Genomic DNA, 24262 nt, shown 5'->3' with positions numbered 1-24262 from the left:
TATGAATCCCAAGCTTTATGCGATTCAGGAAGACAGAAAGAAAGTGGCCCTCCCCGGGGGGGCCACTTTGCTTAGCCAGACCCTGCCTTCAGCTCTCTCGGTTTCGATGGGAGTCTGGATTCGCAGTGGCAGCCGGCATGAGGAAGGCCGCCTCCAGGGGATCAGCCATTTCCTGGAGCACATGGTCTTCAAGGGGAGCCGAAATCGCAGTGCTTTCGAAATCGCGTCCTGCCTGGATCGTCTGGGGGGGCAGTTGGACGCTTTCACTTCAAAAGAGAGCACCTGTTTCAGCGCGAGAGTTCTGGCGGAACATTTCGATACGGCGATCGATCTTCTATCGGATCTCCTGCATAACGCTCTTCTGGAGCCGGAGATGCTGGAGCTGGAAAAAATGGTGGTCGTCGAGGAGATTCGCGGTGTCACTGATGATCCCAATGACTGGATCCATGACCTTGCAAGCGAGGAGATCTTTGGCGAGCACCCCTTGGCCCAGCCGATTCTTGGGAACGAGGAATCCGTCCTCTCGTTTAGCGCCGAAGATGTCCGGCAGTGGATGAAGAAGCGCTACAGTGCGGACCGGCTAGTGATCGCCGTTGCGGGGCCTCTTACTCACGAGGAGGTCTTCTCCCGGGTTCAGGATCATTTTCCCCGGACCGCAGCAGGCGATGTGGATCGGGACTTCCCTTCCCCTTCGAAACCGCACAAGTCATTTCGGCATGTTTCCCGGGATCTGAAGCAACAGCATCTCTGGCTGGGGAGGCGAGGTATGAGCTTTCATGATCCCCGCCGCTATGGGATGTTCCTGCTTTCCACGATTCTCGGTGGGAGCATGAGCAGTCGCCTTTTTCAGGAGATTCGCGAGAGATCCGGGCTTGCATATTCAGTCTACAGCCATGCAGACTTTGCTTCAGATACGGGCACTCTGGGAACTTCAATGGCTGTATCTCCAAAACGCAGGAAGGAAGCTCTGGGGAGAACTCTGGATGAATTCCAAAAGCTGGCACGGGAGGGTTGCGGAGAGCAGGAACTGGAGGACGCCAAGGCGCAGTTGAAGGGAAGCCTGCTTCTGTCCATGGAGAGTATCCCTGGTCGCATGGCCCGCCTTGCAAGGAATGAACTCAGTTACGGGAGATTTCTTGAGTTGGAAGAGATCGTGGAGGGAGTGGACTCCGTACAGGCAGGAACACTTCAGGAACTGGCGGAAGAGTTTCTGGATCCCGAGTCCCTCTCTCTGGTGTCCATCGGTCCCAATGAAGAGAGGAGTCCATTCTGATGGGAGACATGCCTCTGGCAAGTGACGCCAGCTCTCTTCTTTTGGACCGGGACATCATCTCCAACCCTGAAACACTTCAAGTCTGGAAGCGGACACTGGAGACTGACCACAGAGAGCGCTGTCTCTTTCTCCCGGGAGAGGTTCCCGACCAGGTAAGAAGAGACACATTCTTCCACAGGATCTTCTCAGGCTCATCACTGGATGAAGGGCGACCTCTTCTGGCGGCACTTCATGCGGAGGGCAAGCTGGGTTCCACCCTTTTTGTTTCCCGTCATGGAGGTAGAACCTCATGGGCGAGAAAGCTGGGAGTACCCGTTCTGGATCCGGGAGAAGGTCTGAATGTTGAGAAAGTTCTCGCACCCTCTCTTGTGGTGAAGGACGCGATCTCTCTTCTCCTTCACATGAAACGCAAGCGGGAGGATCGACCATTCCTCACCGCGGTCAACGGAATTCGGCATTCAGGCAAAACTCGTTTCTGTGAAGATCTGTCTGTCGTTTTGACCTCACTGGGATTTGACCCCGTCCATATTTCTCTCCGTGATTTTACGGCGGCGAGAAAGCAGCGCAGGGATCGCAGCTATCCGCCGGCCGAAAGATACTATCGAAAACGATTCGACCTTGACCGCCTTCGCGAGCAAGTTCTCCTTCCCTTGCAGGGAGGGACATCCCGCTCCCTCAGTTATGATGTCTTCAATCCGGATCGGGAGCGACACGAAGGGAAGCGTCATCTGGAACTTGGTTCACGAAGTATTCTTCTTCTCGATGGTCCCTTTCTCTTTCAGGAAGATGTCTTTGCTTTCTTCGACTATCGCATCTATCTCATCGCAGATTTCGAAACATCCCTGGAAAGGGAACTCGAAGGACTCGAAGGAAGGAAAAGAGAGAAGTGCGAGAGAGCCTTTAAAGACAGGGATCTCGCGGCCCAGGCACTTTACCTTGGACAGGAATTTCCCTGGACTCGCGCGCACTTGACGATTCGCGACTACCCGTCCAGGCAAGTGAAAATTGAAAACCGTTCCCGGGAACTTGCTTCTCCAGTGAATGAAAGCTGAAGAGCGGTTTCAAAAAAAACGCAATACAGGGAAAAACTTCTTTACAAGTTTTTCAGTCTTTCGTTACTCATTCCATTGAAGCAGGATCGATTCCTCTTCATGTGTTTGATTACCTAGTCAGGAGGATAGGCAATGCCGAAGAAGAAGGTTGTCAAGAAGGCTGCCAAGAGGAAGGCCGTGAAGAAGAAGACGGTCCGCAAAGTCGCGAAGAAGAAGACCGCGAAGAAGGCTGCCAAGAAGAAGGTTGTCAAGAAGGCCGCCAAGAAAAAGGCGACCAAGAAGAAGGTCGTGAAGAAGGCTGCCAAGAAGAAGACCGCGAAGAAGGCTGCCAAGAAAAAGGCGACCAAGAAGAAGGTCGTGAAGAAGGCCGCCAAGAAGAAGACCGCGAAAAAGGCTGCCAAGAAAAAGGCGACCAAGAAGAAGGTCGTGAAGAAGGCTGCCAAGAAGAAGACCGCGAGAAAGGCCGCCAAGAAAAAGGCGACCAAGAAGAAGGTCGTGAAGAAGGCCGCCAAGAGGAAGGCTGCGAAAAAGAAGCCGGCCAAGAAAAAGGCGACCAAGAAGAAGGCCGCCAAGAAGGCCCGCAAAAAGTAGCTGATTTCTCGCTGGGGGGAGGATTCGTCCTCCCCTCTTTTTTTTGCTCCTGACTCTTCTTTTCCTTCTGCTATTGAAAAGTCATTCCCCTCTGATACAATCCCTGCTTCGAAAGCAATGGTTCTTGGGCTTTCTGTTTTGAGACTCTGGGAGAGAACATGCACGAAGTGAGAATCGCCGAGCTTGCAAACCATGACGGGGAACGGGTGAGAATCCGGGGCTGGCTCTATGGGAAGCGGGGGAGCAAGAAACTCCAGTTTCTTCAGGTGAGAGATGGCAGCGGGATTCTCCAGTCCATTGTTTCCCTGAATGACATCGGAGAGGAAGTCTTCTCTCTGGCCCAGTCCCTGACACAGGAAAGCTGCATTGAGCTGGAAGGGGAAGTCCACAAGGATGATCGAGCTCCCGGAGGCTATGAGCTTCTGGTCAAGGATCTTCGTCTCCTGTCAGGGAGTGAGAACTACCCGATTACTCCCAAGGAACACGGGATCGACTACCTTCTGGAGCGCAGACACCTGTGGCTTCGGAGCAGAATCCAGCATTCGGTACTGACCATCCGTGCCACTCTGATCCGGAGTATCCGTGATTTTCTCGATGGAGAAGGTTTCCTTCTCGTAGATGCTCCGGTTTTTACACCGAGCTCTGTAGAAGGAACGACCACTCTCTTTACCGTGGACTACTTTGAAGAAGAGGCCTACCTCACGCAGAGTGGGCAGCTTTACAACGAAGCGGCCGCAGCGGCTTTTGGTAAGGTCTATTGCTTCGGTCCGGCCTTTCGTGCCGAGAAAAGCAAAACCCGTCGCCACCTGACAGAGTTCTGGATGGTGGAGCCGGAGATGGCCTTCGCAGATCTGAATGATGTCATGGAAACCAGCGAGAGGATGCTGGAGTACATCACGGGAAGGGTTCTTCACGAGCACCGGGACCTGCTGGAGAATGTTCTGGAGCGGGATGTCAGTGTGCTGGAAAAGATCAAGGCTCCTTTCCCCAGAGTTCATTATGATGAGGCCGTGCAGATGCTTCAGGACATGGGGCGAGACTTTGAATGGGGAAATGACTTTGGAGCAGAGGACGAGACCGCTCTTTCAGAGAAGTACGACCGCCCGGTATTTGTGCATCACTTTCCGACAGCTATCAAGGCCTTCTACATGGAGCCAGACCCGGAGAGCGAAAAACACTGCATGTCAGTGGATTGTCTTGCCAGTGAAGGCTATGGTGAAATCATCGGGGGAGGGGCGCGTTCTTCCGATCTTGAATTTCTGGAAAAGAGAATCGAGGAACACGGGCTTCCCCGCGAACCCTACGATTGGTACCTGGATCTTCGGCGCTATGGCAGTTTTCCTCATGCCGGATTCGGGCTCGGTGTGGAGAGAACCCTTGCCTGGTTGACAGGGCGGAAGCATGTACGGGAGTGCATCCCCTTCCCGAGAATGATGTACCGGATCAAGCCATGAGGTAATCAATGAAGTTCGCCTGGATCTTTCCGGCTCTCCTTCTTTTCTCGCTGTCCTCGGCCTTGGCTCTTGATGCCGGCGAGGAGCTGCAGTTTTTTCAGAAACTCCATGAAGATGGTCTCCATGAGGTCGCCCTTCGAGAGATGGAATCCTCTCTGTCAAAGAATCCCGGACACGAACTTTCTCATGAAATCCATCATCTGGCATCTCTCAGCGCACTTGCCTTGGGGGAACTGGAGAAACTGTCTCGACACCTTCAGCGATTTGCCGATCTTCGACCCGAGGATCCCCGTCTCTGTGACCTTCTCTTTCAATCAGCCAGAGAGTGCGCCCGGGAGGGTCGCTTCGAACTTGCTGACCCCCTGATCGAGAGGCTTCTCCGGGAGCACCCTGACTGCGAAGAGAAGGGCGAGGTCGTCTATCTTTCCGCGAGAATTCGCCATGCGCAGGGGAACCGACCGGCAGCCTTGCAACTGCTTGCCTGGATTGTCGAAAACAGTTCGGACTCCGAACTCCTCGGAAAGGCTCTCTACGAGAGAGCAGACCTGCGAGGGGAAGACAATCCGCAAAGTGCCGCTCTGGATCTGGAAGCACTGAAAGGTTCTCTGCCGAACCATCCCCTTGCGGGTTTTGCTTCCCTGCGTCTTGCTGGAATTCGTCATTCACAGGGGGAGACCGGCAAGGCCCTTGATGAAATCGACTGGATCCTCTCCCGCTTCGACGAGAAGGAATTGGTTCTTCGGGCATTGCAAAGGAAGGCAGACTATCTGGAGGAATACGGTCACTTGAAGGAGGCCGCCTCTGCTCTGGGGGAACTCCAGCTTCGTTTCCCGGGAAGGGCCGACTCGCAGGTACAGGCCATGCGGGAAGCGGAACTTCTGCTGAGTGCGGCTGACCCCCGGAAAGCTCTCTTGATTCTCGGAAAAGCAATTCGGACTCACGGCAGTTCGTCTTCACTCTGGATTCTGCAGTCCAGAACTCTGGACTCCCTCGGCAAGGAAGGTGAAGCGGAAGCCTCCTGGAGGAAGTCCCTGGAGTTGGACCTGAACGTCGAACAGAAAAGAGAGACGCTGCTCGCATTATGCGAGACCGTCTTTGAGGATGACCCCGGCTCGGAGTATCCTGTTTTTCACAGCGACTTGTTTCCTCTTCTCGATTCTGCAAGAGAACGTTCCCAAAGCCTCCTTCGTCTCGGGTTATATTTCCGGAATCGGGATGAAAACATGCCGGCTCTGCAGGCTTGGGAACTGCTCGAAAAGGAAAAAAGCAGGGCAAGCGAGTATCAGGAGTCTCTCTATTATCGTGCCCTTCTTCTTGCGGAACTGGAGCGTGGCGCAGAGGGCGATTTCCTCTTGATGAAACTTCAGGAGGAGTACGGAGGAAGCCATTGGGGACTGCAGGCCCGGGACCATCTGGAGTCCGTCGCACGCTACGAGCGGGTGCTGAAGGAGGCTGCGGTCGAGGAACTTGTCGATATCCTGCGATCCGAGTCCAAACTCAGTGTTGCCGCCTCCCTGAGATTGGGGCGGGTCTTCTCAGAGCAACTGAAGGATTTTCCCCGCGCCGTCGCACATTTTGAAGCACTCTCGGAGTCTCTGGAGGATCTTGACGAGTCGGCCCATGCCGCGTATGAGGCAGGTCGCGTCTCCGCTCTTCAGTCCCGGAAACTGGTTCTTGCCGGCGATGAGAAGACCGCACTCCAGTGGCGGGAGCGCGCTCTGGAGTTTTTTCGCTGGGCCTCGCGTTCGAGCCGCCCGGAAACTCTGGAAGGCAGCGATTATGAGCGGACACTTCTGGAACTGGACCGCCTGGAACAGGGCCCGGAACAGATGCCCTTCCTCGATCTGTATCTTGAAAGTTGGCCTGCCTCCCCGCGTTCTGCACTTCTTCTTTCCCGCAGGGCGGAGATTCTTCTGGAGCAGCAGTCCGGCGACATCGAGGAAGAACGCATTCTGGCCGTGCTTGAAGATTGCCGGAGATCTCTGACTCTGGACTCCAGCGGGGCCGCAGCACCCGCCACTCGACTGACTCTCGCCCGTGCTTCCCGGAAATTGAACCGCATGGAAGATGCGGAGATTCAGTACCGGATTCTTCTCGACCAGTTCTCCACCCGCTATGAGGGAGTGGAGGCTCGCTATGGCCTTGGTGAACTGGCTGAAAAGAGAAAGGAATTTCGAACGGCGCTCACTCTCTTCGGTGAATACGAAAGCATGGCTCCCGGAAGCTCACGAATTCCCCGTTGCCTGATCCATCTTGGAGACTGTCACTTTTTTCTGAGAAACTGGGAGAAGGCTCGAGACTACTATCGGAGAATTCGCGAGGAGTACCCGGACAATCCCTTTGTGGACGACACCGTATTCCGCTCGGCTCTGGCGGCCGAGAGGATGGGAGAGGGGGATGCCCAGCGGAAGGATCTTGTCTGGCTTTCCCAAAATGGCGAAGAGCGTTTCCGTCGGGAAGCTCTCTGGCGGCTGGCCGCTCTTCCCACAGAAGCATCTTCCCGACAAGGAGTCTTGCAGGAACTTCTGAAGCTCGGCTGGTCGGGTCGTTACTCTGAGGAATCGGCCATCGAACTTGCTCGCGGCGCTCTGGATTCAGGGCAGGGAAAAGAGGCTCTGGCACTTTGTGATTCCCTTCTTACCCGAACGGATTCCGGAGAGAATCTTCCTCTGCTGCGTTCGCTCCGCATTCGCTCGCTTCTTCAACTGGATCGGGGGGAGGAGGCTCTTGCGATCTGGAAGTCTCTGGAGGATGCAAGCCCCCTTGGAGAAGATGAGAGCGCGAGAGTCCTTCTTGCCTTCGGTCGATGGCATGGGAAAGAGGGCAGGCTGGAAGAAGCCCGACGCTGGTTTTCTCTCTGTCTGGATCGTCACGGGGAGAGTGTGGCCGCTGCGGAAGTGAGCTTCGAGACAGCCCTCATTGAAGCACGGGCCGGGCGATATGACCGCGCTCTGTCTCTCTTTGCTACCTTGCAGGAAGAGCACCCGGGAAGCCCTGCCGCATTTCGTGCATCTGTCAAAGCGGCCGGGATTCTCTTTAATCGTGGCGACTACGAGGAGGCCAGTCGCAATTACGAGCTGGCTCTATCCCTGGAAGAAAACCCGGACGCGGACCTGCTTTACTGGTCGTCGCTTGCCCTGGAAAAAACGGGGAATCCCCGGGAGGCTCTGGAGCGCATCCAGTCTTTTCTTGCCCGCTATCCGGAAGACGGGAAAGTGCCCGAGGCCATGATGAAGCTTGGTTATTTCTTCCAGCAACTCGGGCAGTTTGACCGGGCCCTTCTGGCCTACCGGAACGCGGAGTTTTTTCAGGACCGGGAGGGCAAGGCGAGGCTCCATTTCTGGATCGCCGACTGTCTGGAAGCCCGGGGAGATCTCGCAGAAGCGGCCACCGCGTTCCTGAAAGTTTCCTACCTCTACAATGACCAGGGGATGTGGGGGGTGACGGCCACGCTTCGAAGCGCCTTGCTTAGCGAAAAACTCGGGGATGCCAGTCAGGCCGACCGTCTCTTCCGCAAGGTTCTTTCCTCCCAGGGCGAGAACTCCGACTTCGGGCGAGCCGCCCGGGAGGGGCTCGAGCGTCTTGCGGGAAACGCCAATGTCCCGTAAGGCTCCCCCGATTCGCATATTCGGGGCCCGGGAGAACAATCTTCGCAACATCGACCTCGAGATTCCCCGTTACTCCATTACGGTTCTGACCGGCTTGAGCGGTTCGGGCAAGAGCAGTCTTGCTCTCGACACCCTCTTTGCCGAAGGGCAGCGACGCTATGTCGAGAGCTTGTCCTCCCAGGCTCGACAGCTACTGGGGGAACTCGGGAAACCCGATGTTGATCTGATAGAAGGTCTGAGCCCCGCCGTTGCGGTCACTCAGCACAGCACACAGGCCGGCCCTCGCTCCACGGTGGGCACGATCAGTGAGATCGGCAATTTCCTGCGCCTCCTCTATGCGAGACTGGGGGAGTTGGGAGAGGGCAGCCAGGGTTTTCATCTGGACAGAAAAGGGATTCTCGAAAGGCTGAAAGGACTGGAGGAAGATTCTTCCCTGACACTCTTTGCTCCGGTGCTGGAGGAAAGGAAGGGGGCGCAGAAGCGTTTGCTGGATCGCCTTCGCAAGTCGGGAATTGTGCGGGTCCGGCTGAACGGAGAGGTAGTGGATCTCGATGATCTTCCCTCCCTGCCGGCACAACAGAGAAACAGTGTAGATGCAGTGGTCGACCGGATCCTGCTCCGGGAGAAAAGCCACAAGCGCCTCTCTGCCGGGCTGGATCGTGCTCTTGCTCTGGGCTCAGGTCGGGTGCGCATTCTTTGCGGAAAGGAAGAGTGGACCTTTTCTTTGGCTAGCGCCGAGAGGGGAAGCCTGCCAAAGCTGTCTCCCGGTCTCTTCTCTTTTAACAGCCGCAGCGGAGCCTGCCCTGCCTGCCAGGGCATGGGGACTCAGATGAAGCTCAGCGAGAGCCTCCTGATCCGGGATGAGAGCCTGAGTCTGGAAAAGGGGGCGATTGACATTCTCAAGGGTGCCCGCGGGTCCTGGCTCTATGTGCAGGTGGAAGCACTTGCAAACGCCCTCGATTTCTCCATGAAGGTTCCCTACTCCTCACTCTCACGGGAAACGCGCCGTCTGCTTCTGTATGGCAATGGCGAAAAGGGAATCAGCATTGAACTGCAGACTCCCCGCGGTCGCAGATCCCGGAACTACGAAGGGCTTCTTCCCTATCTGGAGAGACGCTACCGGGAGACTTCCAGTACGCCTCTTCGCAAGCTGATCGAGAAGGCTATGGCCAAGGATCCCTGTCCGGAGTGCAAGGGGCAGCGCCTTGGTGCCGAAGCTCTGCGGGTTCGACTGGGAGGCTTGAACTTTGCCGAGCTTTCTTCTCTCTCCCTCGATGAACTGCTTCCCTTTTTCGATCGCCTGGGTTTTTCCGGAGCCCGGGGAGCGGTGGCATCGGAGATCCTGCCCGAGATTCGCAGCCGGCTCGGATTTCTAAGAAAAGTCGGGCTTGGCTACCTGTCCCTGAATCGAAGAGCCAACACACTTTCAGGAGGAGAACGCCAGCGTCTCTCTCTGGCAGAACAGGTTGGAACCAGCATGACCGGGGTCTTATACATTCTCGATGAACCCAGCATCGGGCTTCACCTGAAAGACCACCATGCCCTGCTCGACACGCTTCACACTTTGCGGGATCGGGGGAACACGATTCTCCTTGTCGAACACGATCGGGAGACCATGGAAAGGGCCGACTGGATTATCGACCTCGGCCCGGGTGCGGGAGAACACGGCGGGAACGTGGTGGCTCAGGGGAGCCTGGAGGATTTGCGCGGCAATGCAGATAGCCCCACGGGCCGTTGCCTTAGCGAAGATACGGGCGAGTTTCGGGAGCCAAGAGAGCTTCCTTCGGACTTTCTGGAAGTTCGGGGTGCCCGTCAACACAACCTGAAGGGGCTTCGGGTTCGTTTTCCCCTCGCGCGCCTCAGCTGTGTGAGCGGGGTGTCCGGGAGCGGCAAGAGCAGCCTGGTTCACGATGTCCTTTATGCAACACTTTCCCGGGACCTTTGCGGCAGCACGGAGCGACCGGGTCTCTGTGACGAAGTTCTCGGGAGCGAGCATCTCGGGGATGTGATTCATGTGAATCAGGCGCCCATTGGGCGTTCTCCCCGGAGCAATCCTGCGACCTTCAGTGGAGCCTGGGGAGTGATTCGCGATCTCTTTGCCTCTTTGCCCGAAAGCCGGCTTCGCGGCTACGGTCCGGGTCGATTCAGTTTCAATATCAAGGGGGGGCGCTGTGAGACCTGCAAGGGCGAAGGGCAGCGAAAGGTAACCCTGCACTTCCTGCCTCCGGCCTTTGTCCCCTGCGAGCAATGCAGGGGGAAGCGCTTCAATCGGGAAACGCGGGAAATCCATTATCGTGGCAAGAATATCTCGGAAGTTCTGGACATGACGATTGAGCAGGCACTCGATCATTTTTCCGAGGTGCCCAAGGTGGCTTCGTCACTGGGGAGTCTTCGGGATGTGGGTCTTTCCTATCTCCGTCTGGGCCAGAGTGCCACATCCCTGTCCGGGGGCGAGGCCCAGCGCCTGAAGATCGCGAAGGAACTGGGGAGACGGAACCGTTCGCGAACGCTTTACATACTCGATGAACCCAGTACCGGTCTTCACTTTGAAGATGTTCGTACTCTCATGGGGATCCTTCACCGCCTGGTTGACAGGGGCCATTCGGTCATTATTATTGAACACAATCCCGACATCATCCGGGAGGCCGACTGGCTGGTCGACCTGGGTCCCGAGGGAGGCCCCCAGGGTGGTGGGCTTGTCTATGAGGGCCCGCCCAGAGGGATTCTGGACTGCCCGGAAAGCCATACAGGGAAGATCCTCCTGAGTCGGGAGGAAGACAGGAGGACATCCTGAAAGCCTCAATGAAAACTCTCAAGAAATCACCGCTTCATTCATGGCACGAGAAAATGGGCGCTCGACTAGTAGACTTCCACGGCTGGGAACTTCCGGTTTCCTATGATGGGCTGTTCAAGGAGCATCAGTCCGTTCGCCAGAATGCCGGCCTCTTCGATGTCAGCCACATGGGGGAGATCCGCATCAGCGGGCCAGGGGCTCTCGAGGGACTTCAGCGAATTGTGAGCAATGACCTTTCCTCTCTCGGCGAATCTTCCATCCTCTATACCGTTGCATGCCGTGAGGACGGGGGCATCCTCGATGATTTTCTCGTCTATAAAATGGGCGAGGAGGATTACCTCCTGGTGGTCAACGCTTCGAATGTTGAGAAGATGTATGCTTGGTGCCGGGATCGTTTACCGTCCCTCGAAGTTCAGGATCACTCAAGTCAAACGGCACAGATCGCTGTTCAGGGCCCGGCAAGCCGCGGTCTTCTCTCCGCACTTTTCCCCGAGCGGACCATGGAGCTTCACGCCCTTCCCTACTACCATTTCATGAAGATGGAGTTCGGGGAACAGGCGCTGATTCTCAGTCGCACGGGCTACACCGGAGAACTGGGCTATGAAATGTATCTTCCCCCAGAAATGGCGCATGGAATTGCCGATCGGCTGATGGACCTCGGTGCCGATTCGGGCCTGAAGCCAGCGGGTCTGGGGGCAAGAGACACTCTCCGTTTTGAGGCCAGCTACTGCCTCTACGGTAATGAGCTTGGCGAAGAAACGGACCCCTTCGAAGCCGGCCTCTTCTGGCTTGTAAAAATGGACAAGGGTGACTTCATTGGCCGGGATGCGCTTCGGGAAAGGAAACAGGATCCTTCCGCAAAGCGACTTCTAGGTCTGTCTCTTCCGGGGCGGAGAATTGCAAGGCAGGATTTTGCCGTCTTCTGCGAAGACGAGGAAGTCGGGCGGGTGACGAGTGGCAGCTTTGCTCCCACTCTGGATGAGAACCTTTGTCTGGCTCTCGTAAGAAGAGATTGTCTCAAGTCGGATCTCTCGGTTGAGATCCGGGGAGAAAGGGTATCGGCCATTCGCCGCAAGTTACCCTTCTACCAGCAAGCTGCGCTACGCGCCTGAGGAGTGGATGTGAGTCAGATTCCCGAAGATCTTCGTTATACGAAGGAACATGAGTGGGTGCGTCTGGAGGGCGATGTTGCAACCCTCGGAGTAACCGACTATGCGCAGGGCGAACTGGGCGACATTATCTATGTGGAACTTCCGGCTGCAGGATCCACGCTCTCTCCCGGGGATGCCTTCGGGACCGTGGAGGCCGTGAAGACCGTGGAGGAACTGAACTGTCCATTTGAAGCAGAGGTGCTGGAGGTGAACGATTCCCTGGAATCTTCGCCGGAAACGGTCAACCAGGATGCCTATGGAGAGGGTTGGATGGTTCGTGTCCGCCTGAAGGATCCTGCACAGTGCGAGGACATGCTCGACGCAGCGGCCTATCGGGGCCTGATCGGAGAGTGATGCGGGGATTCGTCCCTCACAGCGAGGATGACCTGCGGCAGATGCTGTCGGAACTGGGTCTTGCGGATCTGGAGGAACTCTTTTCCTCGGTTCCCGCTGACTGTCATTTCCGCGATGATCTTTCTCTTCCAGCGGGACTTGATGAACACTCGCTTCGTATCCGCATGGAGGATCTTTCCTCAGCAAACCATCCCGCTTCCTGCACCCTTTCCTTCCTCGGCGGCGGGATCTATGATCGGGTCATTCCGGCCATGAGTTCCCAGATTCTCTCCCGCCCAGAGTTCTATACGGCCTACACTCCCTATCAGCCCGAGGTTTCCCAGGGCACACTGCAGGCCATCTTCGAGTTTCAAACCATGATTGCCCGCCTGACCGGTATGGAAGCGGCCAACGCCTCCATGTACGATGGGGGAAGTGCTCTTGCGGAGGCCGTTCTTCTGGCTGGCGCGGCCACTGGCCGGTCGAGGGTCCTGCTGCCGGGGAGCTTGCAACCCTCGGTGCGTCGGGTCGTGGAGACCTACACCCGGGGGCAGGATTACCATCTGGAGTCCCTGCCCTGGACGAAGGAGGGCCGGCTGGATCCAGCCCTCGTAAAGGAACAACTCGACAGTGAAACGGCGGCTCTTGTTGTCCAGAGTCCCAACTACTTCGGCATCATTGAGGACCTGAAGTCGCTGGCTCCTCTTGCCCGCGAGGCGGGCGCTCTTTTGATCGTACACTGCGAGCCGGGAAGTCTGGCTCTTCTGGAACCCCCGGGCAGCTTTGATGCAGACCTGGTGACCGGGGAAGCCCAGTCTCTTGGCCTCCCGATGAATCTCGGCGGCCCTCTTCTGGGGATCATGGCGGCCTCGAAGAAGTACCTGCGCAGACTGCCCGGTCGTCTGGTGGGCAAGACCGTGGATGCGAAAGGAAGGGACGGCTATGTCCTGACCCTTCAAACTCGCGAACAGCATATCCGTCGGGAAAAGGCGACCAGCAATATCTGCACGAATCAGGGGCTGATGATGCTGGCTGCCACCGTTTATCTGGCCTGTCTCGGAGAATCCGGCATGAAAGAACTTGCCCGGGGGCTCGCCAGCCGGGCGAAGGCATTGGCGGAGCGCCTGCAACAGTTGCCGGGCTATTCGCTTGCCTTTTCCGCTCCCTTCTATCAGGAGTTTGTCCTGCGCACACCCCGCCCGGCCCGGGAGATCCTTTCGGACTTGCGCAAGGAAGGTGTCTATGCGGGGATTCCTCTCGACCGGGACTTTCCCATGATGGGCGATCATACGATGCTTGTTACGGTCTCTGAGAAACATCGTCCGGAAGACCTCGACAGGCTGGAAGAATTGCTCGGGAGTCTTGCCTCATGAGCGATCTCTTTATGAAAAGCAGCACCGGACGGCGCGCCTTTCGTCTTCCCTCTTCTGAGGGCTTTGCAGCTCATGATTTGCCGGAGCACATTTTGCGCAAGAAGGATGCAGGCCTTCCCGAGTTGGATGAACTGGGGATCCTTCGTCACTTTGTGGATCTCTCCGTGAAGAATCACTCCATTGCCCGGGGTTTCTATCCTCTCGGTTCCTGCACCATGAAATACAATCCGGTTCTCTCCGAGCAATTGGCAGCCGATCCCGGTTTTGCCGGTTGCCATCCCGCACAGGAAGAGGAGTCCTTGCAGGGAAGCCTTCAGATGATGAAGGATCTGGAAGAGGCACTTTTGGAGATTACGGGTTTCGCCGCTCTCAGTCTTCAGCCGTCGGCCGGCGCTCAGGGTGAGTTTGCGGGGATGCTCATGGCACGCGCCTGGCACGAAGACCGGGGAGAAAAGCGTGACAAGGTTCTGATCCCGGACAGTGCCCATGGCACGAACCCGGCCACAGTCCGGATGGCGGGGATGAATACGATCGTGATTCCTTCCACGGAAGAGGGATTGGTGGATCTGGAAGCACTCGACCGTGAGCTGGGAGATGATACCGCTGCGGTGATGCTTACCAACCCGAACACTCTTGGTCTTTTTGAAAAGGACATCCGGGAAATTGCAGATCGCGTCCATGAGGCCGGAGCTCTCCTCTATATGGACGGGGCCAATATGAATGCCCTGCTCGGAAGAGTTCGACCGGCGGACATCGGTTTTGACATCCTTCACCTGAACCTTCACAAAACCTTCGCCACCCCTCATGGCGGCGGAGGTCCGGGAGCAGGTCCGGTAGCGGTCTGCGAGAAGCTGATGGACTATCTTCCGGGTCGCAGAGTCAGGGAGTCTGAAGGCCGTCTGGAGTTCTTCATCCCGGAGAAAAGCATCGGTGACCTGCATTCCTGGTACGGGAATGCAGGGATCTGCCTTCGCGCCCTTGCCTATATCCTCCGAGTGGGAGGCGATGGCATGAAGGACATCAGCGCAGCGGCCGTTCTGAATGCGAACTACCTTCAGATGAAACTTCGGGGCATCCTGGATATGCCCCGCGAGGGTCTCTGCATGCATGAGTTTGTGGCGAGCGGGAGTTTCCTCCGGAAACATGATCTGCGTACTCTCGATCTTGCCAAGCGTCTGCTGGATTTCGGCATGCATGCTCCGACCATTTACTTCCCCCTGATTGTTCCCGAAGCCCTGATGATCGAGCCAACAGAAACCGAGACTCTCGAGACTCTGGACGAGTTTGTGCGGGTGATCCGGCAGATTGCAGAAGAGGCAAGGGAAAACCCCGAGCTTCTTCGGGAAGCACCGCATGAAACTCCCGTGGGAAGGCTGGATGAGACAAGGGCTGCCCGGCATCTTTGTCTGGTTTCCCAGGCCTGTGGTAGCCGGGATCCCGAGGCCGGCGAGGTTTCCCCCTGAGTTCCCGAAACTTCTGGATCCTCCGGCTCGACCCGGATTGCGACGGCGAAGAGAACATGCGCCGTGACCGGGAGGCCTGGGAAGCACTGGAGAGCGGCTCTGATCATTCCCTGCTGAGAATCTATGGCTGGAGCCCCTGGACGGTCTCTCTCGGTCGTCACCAGAATCCTGAAAAGAGTCTGGATTTTGAGGAGTTGTCCCGTCGGGGCTATGGCTGGGTCCGCCGTCCAAGTGGGGGCCGGGCCGTGTTTCATGCGGAGGAATTGACCTACTGTCTTGCGGCCCCTCTTGAGGACATTTTTGAGGGAAGCATTGCGGAAAGTCACCACAGGATTTCCCAGGCTCTGCTCCGCTTCTACCGGAAACTTGGTCTATCTCCCCGTCTCAGCAATCCTGCGCCTGCTCGCGAACTCGATCCCCAGCTCCCGGATCCCTGTTTTCTGGCCCCCGGACTCTCCGAGCTGGAACTGGAGGGAAAGAAAATGGCAGGGAGCGCGCAGTTTCGTGGAAAGCGTGCCTTTCTTCAGCACGGTTCACTTCCGATAGGCCCTGCTCACCTGGATCTGGCCGATCTTATGCCCGGCGATCCGGCCTCTCGCAAGGAAACCCGACGGCAGTTGAACTCCCGTTCCGCCTGTCTCTCACTGCATCTGGACAGGGTTCCCTCCCGGCAGCGTCTGGCGGAGAGCCTGATGGATGCTTTTTGCGAGGAATTTCAAATCAAGGCTCCGGAGATTCAGGACTTCCGCTGAGCTTTGTCCGCTTTTTCTTTCCCGTGAAATGGGGTTGACGCTGAGGGACTCAAGGCACTAAATTGCCAGTGCTTAGCGTCCCCAACCCCACCCCGTCTGGATCGGTTTCGGGCCTTCTGAAGATCCCTCTCGGGGTGTTTTGTTTGTGGAGGAGCCGGTGTTCGGTTTTCTTCCCGGGGATTGGATTGCAGAAAAGGGGCTTTCATGCGTGCTCGGGGTTTTTCATGTCTGGTTACTGCCCTGGCCATCTTCCTCATTCTTCCTTCTTTTGCAGAAGCCCAGATCGGCAAGATTGAGGGAAGGGTTATCAATGCGGAAACCGGAGTCCCCCTTCCCTTCGCCAATGTGATGGTCGTCAACACCGAGTTCGGTTCCATGACGCTGGAGGATGGCAGTTTCACGATCCTCATCCCTGAAGGCTCCTACACCATTCGATGCATCTACATGGGCTACGAGCAGTTCGACCAGGAGAATGTCATCGTCATGGCCGAGCAGACTGTGACCTTGAACTTCAACATGGCTCCTTCCGTGGCTCTGACCGTGGATACGATTGTCGTGGAGGGCGAAGCTCCCGCAGTGGATGTCAAAAGCTCTTCCGTGGGCAAGAGAGTCGGTGCCGACGACCTGAAAAACTTTGCGGTGGACAATGTGGAAGAGGCCATGGCCCTGCAGGCCGGCATTACGATGCAGGGTGGATCTCTTCACGTTCGCGGGGGTCGCTCCGGTGAGGTGACCTTCATGATTGACGGAGTTCCGGTCAATGACCCTCTGGGCGGTAAAGTGGAAGTTTCCAATGTGGCTATCGCTGAAGCCGAAGCAGTGATCGGCGGGATGGATGCCGAATTCGGAAACGCGCAGTCGGCTGTCTTCAACATCACAACCCGGGAAGGTGGCAGCCAGTTCGAAGGCACCTTCCGTTTCTATACCGATGACTACGGGAGACAGGACAAGACCTATACGAACTACGACCGAGTCTCCTTCGGCATGGGCGGGCCCTTCTGGAACCCCGATTTTCGCTGGTACATCTCCGGCGAGGGAAGCTGGAGTGACGGAGAGAACCTGACTCTGGATCGCCGCAAGGAATGGAAGTTCTTTGATGGGTTTATCAAGTTCGGGGAACGCGCGACAAGTTCCTTCAATGTGCAGAACAAGTTGACCTGGAAGGTCAGCCCGAAACTGAAGTTCAACTTCGAAACCAACCTGAACTGGTCTGGAAGTGATCCCTATGTTCACAACTGGAACCAGGAAGGGTATGTGAACCGGATCCATATTTTCGAGCGTCTTGAACCCAGTGGTGAAGTGATTGACGAAGAGACCGTCTACTTCCATGTGATCCGGGGAAGCACCGCCGCCTACCATGGTCCCTGGTATGATGACTTCTATCTTCGCAACAAGGAGCTTCAGAAGCAGGGACTTCCCAATGCTTTTGAGAAAATACTGGTTGCCTACAAGCCGGCCGGCATCGATGAGAAGGTGCTCGAAATCTGTGATGCCATGCGTGTCAAGAGTGCCTGGTCGGGGGCGGAGTTCCTGGTTCTAACGGAAGAGCTTTTTGACGGCTTCTATGATGGCCTCAGTCAGTGGAGCTATGTGCAGGATGACAGCTCTCAAGTGTATTACAACTCAGCAGAACACACGACCTCGAGTGACAACTTCACAAACAGCGAGAAGTTCATCGCCATTCACAATCTCAGCGATGATGTTTTCTACAAGCTGGCCCTGACCCGTCTGGACTTCAAAAGGCATTCCGGTGTCGGAGACAAGCTCCCCGGTGAATATCTCTCGGGAGGACAGCCTGCCGTTCTTCACAACGGGTCCACGGATCAGCGCGTGACCGGACTCTCCTGGTACACGGACCCCGACAATCCCTTCCTTGCGACGGCCTATGACTACCCTTCCTACTTTGACCGCCATGTGAAGAGCTACATTCTGAAGTTCGATCTGACGAGCAATCGCTGGAGGGGACACAAGTTCAAGACTGGTCTGCTTGCTCAATATAATGACATGGACAGTGAGTCCGTATCCTTCCCCGGTGTCACCCGCACCCTGACGGACAGTTTCACGGGGAGAGTTCTGGGGCGTGCCCAGGGCCTGAGCGCAAACGTCTTTCACAACTATGCGCCTCTGGCTTCCTTCTATGCCCAGGATCGCTGGGAATTTCAGGGCTTGGTCGCCAACTTTGGTGTCCGTTACGATCTCTTCAGCCCCGGAAACGGCGTGGAGATTCTCCTTCGGGCTGCCGGGGTGGATCCGAACATCGAGCGTTACAAGCATGCTCTCAGTCCCCGTCTCGGACTGGCCTTCCCGATCACCGACCGGGACAAGTTTCACTTCCACTACGGGCGTTTTATCCAGGCTCCGGCGAACAACTATCTCTTCCAGACCCAGGATCCGAACGCAGGAACGGATGTTCTTGGAAACCCGGACCTGAAGCCGGAGATCACGGTTTCCTACCAGGCGGGTATCTCTCACCAGTTCACGGCGAATGTGACCGGCGATTTTGCTCTCTTCTATAAGGACATCTACTCGCTGATCACGACTTCCTCCATTCAGGATACGGTTACCGGAGACATCAGCTACCGCTACATCAACAAGGCCTATGCCTCTGCGCGGGGTATGGAGTTGACCCTGAGTCGCCGCTTTGCTGACAACTACGGTGGTCAGATCGCCTACACCTTCAGCTATGCAGACGGTGTGGCCAGTGACGCTCTCTTTGGCACCTCCGCGGCCGGGCTGACCCATCTGCCGACCCGGGAACTTCCCCTGAACTGGGACCAGCGCCACAGCCTGGATGTTTCCCTGCAGATTCAGGATCCGGGAAACTGGGGAGGATCCCTTACCTACAGCTTTGGTTCTGGATTCCCCTGGACTCCTGCATTCCGCTTTGTTCGCAGGCAGGATCCGGAGCTGGAGAACTCTCGCCGCCTTCCCGCAACCCACAGCGTGACGCTGACCGCACAGAAGTTCTTCAACATCTGGGGGCAGGATCTGAGTGTCTTCTTTGACGGAAGGAACCTTCTGGATCAGGACATGGTGGGTTCGATCTCTCCGGGAATCTGGCCGGGACCCCGCTACTGTTCTCCGGCCTATACCCAGTACCTGACAGAGACGGGGAACTTCGGGGGAGCCTACCTCGCAGACATGGATGGGGACGGGGATGATGAATACTACCCCGTTCACGACCCACGGGTTTACTATTCGCATCGCACATTCCGTATCGGATTCGGACTCGAGTTTTAGGAGAGCCGATGAGTTTTGGCAGAGCATTGAATCAGAGAGAGCAAGGGGGCAGCTTCCGGCGTGTCCTGATGTTTGCTTTGGCCCTTCTCCCTCTTTTCAGTCAGGGACTCCTGGCACATCAGGAGATCAGCGACATGGGGGGCAACATACCCTCCGCCCTGAACACGATGACATGGGACGGGAGTTTCGTTCATAATGTGGGCGAACTCCAGATGAACATCACGAATTTCGGGGTCTTCGGTTCCTATCCCAGTTGGGGAATCCAGATGAGCGAGGCGCCCTCTGCACAGTGGCCTGCCGGCAGTGGTGTGGAGTATCTCTGGTCTGCCGGGATCTGGTGTGGCGCGCTGAAAGGGGGGAACGCCTACGTTTCCACGACCCAGGCCGGGCAGTGGGAGTTCCGTCCGGAGACAGATCCGATCTACACGGTGTACCGGAGCTTCGAAGGTTCCCGGGGGGGCAATCGAAGCCCTTCTCCTGCAGTGGATGATGATGGTGACGGCCCTGCCGATGAGGATCCTATCGACGGCTTTGACAACGATGGCGATGGCCTGATTGATGAAGACTATGCGGCCATCTCCAACCAGATGTTTCGTTGTGAATACCGGGATGATCTGCCTGAGAGTTTTAACAATTCTCCCGATCACCATCCCCTCTTCCTGCGTGTCGTTCAGGAGAGTTACCAGTGGGAAAATGATCGTGTGGACGACTTCGTGGGGGTGGAGTTTTCCATCTTCAATGAAGGGGAACAGACGCTCGAGGATTTTTATCTGGCTTTCTTTGCGGATCCCGATGTCGGGCCCCGCAGTCTGCCCAATAACTACGAAGATGATCTTCTCGACATTGAGACCGGCCAGTCCTGTGTTCGCAAGGGATCCTTCAATATTCCGGTGGAGTTCCCCATGGGGATTGCCATGGATGATGACGGTGACAATGGAGATACCGAAGGACAGGTGGGAATCATGTTCCTCGGCCACTCTACTGACCCCAAGGGCGAGATTGCTCCCGAGCGGGTGCAACTGCGAACCTGGCAGGCCTTTAGCGGACAGGCTGCCTTCTCCGACGGCGGCGATCCCTCGAATGACAACGAGCGCTACCAGTTGATGAGTTCCATGGGCAGTGACAAGCCTTCCGAGGTTCCCCGGGATTACCGGATGCTGCTTTCAGCGGGTCCTTTTGGTGGAGAAGAGGGCTTTGCCCCCGGAGACAGTCTGGTTTTCCAGGTTGCCTTTGTGGTGGGTCGCGGTCGTGAGGGTCTTCTGGAAAATGCAGCCCAGGCGAAAATGACCTTCGATGGAAACTGGTTCAACCTGGATGAGAACCTGGACACGGGCGAGGATTGCAATGAGTCCCTCATCTTTTCCCGCGATCCGGTGGACTGGTTCAACCCCTGTGACAGCACCATTACCACGATTCCTGGAAACACTCCGACCTGGGTGAACAACGACTGTCTCTTTGAGATCGAAGCCAATGAGCGTTGTGCCAATCCCATCTACTGGTGTACGGGCCTTGACGGCAAGGAAACCCAGATCAACTGGCTTTACGGATCTCCTCCGCCTCCCCCGAACATCCGGGTCTGGATGACCGAGGGCAAGAACGTTGTTTTCTGGGACAACTTCAGTGAGTCGATTCCCGATGTCAGTGAACTGATTTATGACTTCGAGGGTTACCGGATCTGGCGGGCGGACAACTGGAAACGCCCCTACGGCTCTTCGATTGAGAATGGACCTTCCAGCGATCTCTGGATGTTGCTGGCGGAGTACGATCATGTCAATGGTCTCCAGCCGGACACGGGTCTTGAAATTCTACGCTACCAGCCGAACATTGATCCCGGACTCGTTACCTATTACGAAGAGGCTCTCCTTTCAGGAACCAATATCGGCTCTGCTCTGGACTTCCTTCCCCCTCAGGGTTTCTCACTGGCAGATGCGGACACGGCCATTGGCCTGGCCAAGACCAATCTGGGGATCCCGGGCGGGAGCAACTACTACCGTTACGAGGACAGCAGGGTGCACACGGGAATGCACTACTTCTACAGTGTGACGGCCATGGATCATGTCCCGGTTTATGATGATCAGGGAGACATCCTGCGTTTCGACAAGGGTCTTTCCGGAGATCCCTCGGCGGGGTTCACCTATGCAGTTCCCCAGAGTGAGAGCCAGGCGGCTTGGAACTACGACAAGAACCGGATTTATGTGGTGCCGAACCCAGCGACTACGGAAACTCTTGAGCCTTGGGCACTGGGTTCCAACAATGAGGACCCGACCGGTCTGAAGGTCGAGTTCCGCCATCTTCCCGCAGCGATTTGCAAGATTCGTATCTACACCCTTTCGGGAGATCTGGTGCAGACGATCCATCATGATGCAAGCTCTGCGAACAGTTCCGGGGACTTTGCTTCCACTGGAACAGCCATTTGGGATTTGGTCAGCAGAAATGGACAGGATGTGTGCAGCGGGATTTATCTCTACTCGGTTCACACAGAAGACGGCAATTTCGAGCCCTTTGTGGACAAGTTTACGATCATCCGATGAAGAAGAGTCTTCTCTTCTGCAGGAGGTTACGGTGAAACGCTTCGTGCTCATGACCCTCATGGTTCTGCTTGGTCTGGCACCCACGGCGCAGGCCAGTGGAGACATCTTCGAGAAGGTGGGAACCTTCGGTGCCCAGTTTCTGAAGATCGGTCCCAGTGCCCGGGGTTCCGCAATGGGGAACAGCTTTACCGCCGTTGCCGACGATGCCAGTGCGGCCTACTGGAACCCGGCGGGTCTGGTGGAGATCCCGAATACATCTCTTCACGTGGATCACCTCGAATGGCCTGCGGACATCAAGTTGGACTACGTGTCCTACGCTTTCCAGACGGACTGGGTGCCGGGCACTATGGCCCTGACGGCTCGCGGACTGACCATGGATCCCCAGATTGAAAGAACCATCTACCTGCCCGGAGGCACGGGGCGGGAGTTTGACTCAGGGGACATGAGCTTCGGTTTTTCCTATGCACAGTTCTTCACGGATCGTTTCTCCACGGGAGTGACCGTGAACATGATTCACATGGGCCTTGCAGAGCGCAGCGTGAATACAGTGGCTGTGGACTTCGGTCTGATCTACCGCATCGGAATTCGGGGAATGCGCCTGGGGATGGTTGTGCAGAACATGGGCGGAGAAATTGACTTCGACTCCCGTCCGGCGAAGATGCCCATGCTTTTCAAGGTGGGGCTTTCCGCAGACCTTCTGGAAATGGATGCCCACTTCCTTCTTGGCACCGTTGAGTTCAGCCACCCTTCAGACAACAAGGAGCGCGCCAACCTGGGTCTGGAGTATTCCTTCAACCGTTTCCTCTACCTGAGGGGCGGGTACAATGCCGGTTACGATGCAAACGGTGCGACCTTCGGCTTCGGCCTTGAAGTAAACACGAGCGAGAAGTCCAAGATGCACATTGACTATGCATTCGAGGATCTCTCCTGGCTGGGTGTCGCACACCGCTTTAGCGTGAGCTTCTCCTACTAGATGGCGAGTACGCCCCGCAACACGGCATGATGAAGATGGGGCGCAGGATGCACCTTCGAAAATGGACTCTTTTGACAGCCCTGGTTCTTCTTCCGGGGCTGTTTTCAGCTCTGCATGCAGAGAGCCTGTCTGCGATTGCCGGCGGGGATCTTCCCTTCCGCCTATGGACCTATTCCTTTCCTCATTCCCCGGACAGTAGCCGTCTTCTTCTTCTGGCCTCTATTCCAGCTCGCCGCCTGCACTGGCAGGAAAGCGACAGCCTTCGCACAGAACTTCAATTCTCTTTCGAGTTTCATGAAGGCGGGGAATTGCATCGCAATAGCACTCACAATCAAGTCATGGTCCGTTCTCTTTCCGATTCCCGTCGGGAGGAACAGCTTCTGGTCACCGAGGAGTGGATCCTTCCTCCGGGGGACTACCGACTTGAGTTCACAGTGGAGGAAAAGGGCGCTCGGCTTGGGGGACTCCCGGGAGGCTGGTTTGCCCGGCACCCCAGAGGAGAACTGAGTGCGCGAATCCGGGTTCGGGACTTTTCCTCCGGGGGACTCTCGGATCCTCTTTTGATGACGGAAGACTCTTCTGCGAATCCCTGGGCAAGTTATGCGGCCGGGGAGGGGTCTCTGGAACTGTATTCGGAGTTTCAGCCCCCGCCTACCGCCGGAAAAGGCTGGCTCAGTCTGCGCTTGCTGGTGGAGGATCGCCTTGGCTTGCTGCGTCTGGAGAGAAAAGGTGCCTGGCAACACAAGGGAGAAGTTCTGCCGCTGAGGCTTCGTCTCCCCCTGGACTCTCTGGAAACGGGAAGCTACCGTCTTCGGATTCTGTCTGGAGGAGATGCGGGAGGAGAAGAGGAGAGGGTTTTTCATGTCCTGGAACCCGGGCTTCCGGGGGAGGAAAGAGAGAGGCGAGAGAAGATCGAGGCAGAGCTTCTGCTGGATGCTGACGATATTCTGCGCTGGAGCCTTCAGCCTTCGGCACTGAAATCGGAGGAACTGCGCAGACTGTGGGAGAATGCTCCGGGCCAGCGCAAGGAGTTCCGCAGGCGGTACCGGGAGGTGGAGTCTCGCTTCGGCGGCTCAGAGGGCGGGGCCCTGTCGGATCGCGGGAGAGTCTGGCTTCGTCTGGGTCCCCCTGATGAGATTCAGGTGGAGGCAATGCCGGAGAACAGGGAGGCCCTGGAGCGGGCCCTGCGCAAACTCCACGGAATGCCCGATACCGGGGACTTCCGCCCACGGAGCCGTTCCGGGGAGTTTGACAGTCCCGGTGACATGAAACTGGATCGGGATCTGGGAAAGATCGGAATGGGAGGCCTCGGGAGCCTGGGCAGTGAAAGCGAGGCCTTTGAGGTATGGACCTACAGGATTGGCGGAAGGACCCTCTTTCCGGGGCAGGCGATCGGGCGAAGGGAGAGCGCTCTCACCCTGATTTTTCTCGACCGGGAAGGCACGGGAAACTACCTTCTTTCTTTCAGTTCAGAAGACCTGGGTTTTTGAAGAAAGTGCCCGTACTCCCGCGCCTTTTCGAGTTGACAGAGCCCAAGCTCCTCCCTATATTCAGGCGTCTTGAGTCTCCTTCAAAATCAACCGTTACTTGCGGTTGCGTCAGACGGCTGCCTATCAGACACAGGGTGGAACCGTTCGCATAAAGCGTCGCATGGACTCAATTAAGGAGAAGTGT

At 56.6% G+C, this 24262-nt stretch carries 15 protein-coding genes; all 15 read left to right on the top strand.

The genetic code is table 11. The annotated features are described in order from the left end of the window. Window position 1 precedes the first annotated feature (1 nt). Window positions 2-1273: a pitrilysin family protein gene (locus QGH30_02445; protein ID MDP7021191.1), complete on the top strand. Its 1272-nt coding sequence runs from the start codon at window positions 2-4 to the stop codon at window positions 1271-1273. An 8-nt stretch (window positions 1274-1281) separates the two neighbouring features. Next, window positions 1282-2325 (top strand): hypothetical protein, encoded by a 1044-nt coding sequence (locus tag QGH30_02440; protein MDP7021190.1) that lies wholly within the window; start codon window positions 1282-1284, stop codon window positions 2323-2325. A gap of 132 nt (window positions 2326-2457) precedes the next feature. Further along, the gene (locus tag QGH30_02435) at window positions 2458-2916 is read left to right on the top strand and encodes a hypothetical protein (GenBank protein MDP7021189.1); all 459 of its coding nucleotides are present in this window, start codon (window positions 2458-2460) and stop codon (window positions 2914-2916) included. 158 nt (window positions 2917-3074) lie between these two features. After that, window positions 3075-4370: an asparagine--tRNA ligase gene (gene asnS, locus QGH30_02430; GenBank protein MDP7021188.1), complete on the top strand. Its 1296-nt coding sequence runs from the start codon at window positions 3075-3077 to the stop codon at window positions 4368-4370. Window positions 4371-4378: 8 nt separating this feature from the next. Then, window positions 4379-7978: a tetratricopeptide repeat protein gene (locus tag QGH30_02425; protein ID MDP7021187.1), complete on the top strand. Its 3600-nt coding sequence runs from the start codon at window positions 4379-4381 to the stop codon at window positions 7976-7978. Next, window positions 7968-10772 (top strand): excinuclease ABC subunit UvrA, encoded by a 2805-nt coding sequence (uvrA, locus tag QGH30_02420; protein MDP7021186.1) that lies wholly within the window; start codon window positions 7968-7970, stop codon window positions 10770-10772. The genes QGH30_02425 and uvrA overlap by 11 nt, the downstream gene beginning before the upstream one ends. A gap of 8 nt (window positions 10773-10780) precedes the next feature. Continuing rightward, entirely contained in the window at window positions 10781-11884 is a 1104-nt protein-coding gene (gene gcvT, locus QGH30_02415) for a glycine cleavage system aminomethyltransferase GcvT (protein MDP7021185.1), read from the top strand. A 9-nt stretch (window positions 11885-11893) separates the two neighbouring features. After that, window positions 11894-12277 carry a glycine cleavage system protein GcvH gene (gene gcvH / locus QGH30_02410; GenBank protein ID MDP7021184.1) on the top strand — a complete coding sequence of 128 codons (384 nt, stop codon included), beginning with the start codon at window positions 11894-11896 and terminating at the stop codon, window positions 12275-12277. Continuing rightward, a complete protein-coding gene (gene gcvPA, locus QGH30_02405; protein ID MDP7021183.1) occupies window positions 12277-13629 on the top strand; it encodes an aminomethyl-transferring glycine dehydrogenase subunit GcvPA in 1353 nt (450 codons plus the stop codon). Before gcvH ends, gcvPA begins: the two co-directional genes overlap by 1 nt. Next, window positions 13626-15092 (top strand): aminomethyl-transferring glycine dehydrogenase subunit GcvPB, encoded by a 1467-nt coding sequence (gene gcvPB / locus QGH30_02400; protein MDP7021182.1) that lies wholly within the window; start codon window positions 13626-13628, stop codon window positions 15090-15092. Before gcvPA ends, gcvPB begins: the two co-directional genes overlap by 4 nt. A gap of 56 nt (window positions 15093-15148) precedes the next feature. After that, the gene (locus QGH30_02395) at window positions 15149-15844 is read left to right on the top strand and encodes a lipoate--protein ligase family protein (protein ID MDP7021181.1); all 696 of its coding nucleotides are present in this window, start codon (window positions 15149-15151) and stop codon (window positions 15842-15844) included. Between the two features lie 204 nt (window positions 15845-16048). Next, entirely contained in the window at window positions 16049-19084 is a 3036-nt protein-coding gene (locus QGH30_02390; protein ID MDP7021180.1) for a TonB-dependent receptor, read from the top strand. An 8-nt stretch (window positions 19085-19092) separates the two neighbouring features. Beyond that, on the top strand, window positions 19093-21615 hold the full coding sequence (locus QGH30_02385) for a hypothetical protein (GenBank protein ID MDP7021179.1): 2523 nt from the start codon (window positions 19093-19095) through the stop codon (window positions 21613-21615). Window positions 21616-21646: 31 nt separating this feature from the next. Then, window positions 21647-22588: a PorV/PorQ family protein gene (locus tag QGH30_02380; protein MDP7021178.1), complete on the top strand. Its 942-nt coding sequence runs from the start codon at window positions 21647-21649 to the stop codon at window positions 22586-22588. Between the two features lie 26 nt (window positions 22589-22614). After that, on the top strand, window positions 22615-24078 hold the full coding sequence (locus QGH30_02375) for a GWxTD domain-containing protein (protein MDP7021177.1): 1464 nt from the start codon (window positions 22615-22617) through the stop codon (window positions 24076-24078). The last annotated feature ends 184 nt before the right edge of the window (window positions 24079-24262 follow it).

Source organism: Candidatus Krumholzibacteriia bacterium (genome assembly GCA_030748535.1).
Classification (GTDB): domain Bacteria; phylum Krumholzibacteriota; class Krumholzibacteriia; order JACNKJ01; family JACNKJ01; genus JASMLU01.
This window is presented reverse-complemented; position numbering and strand designations above follow the sequence as displayed.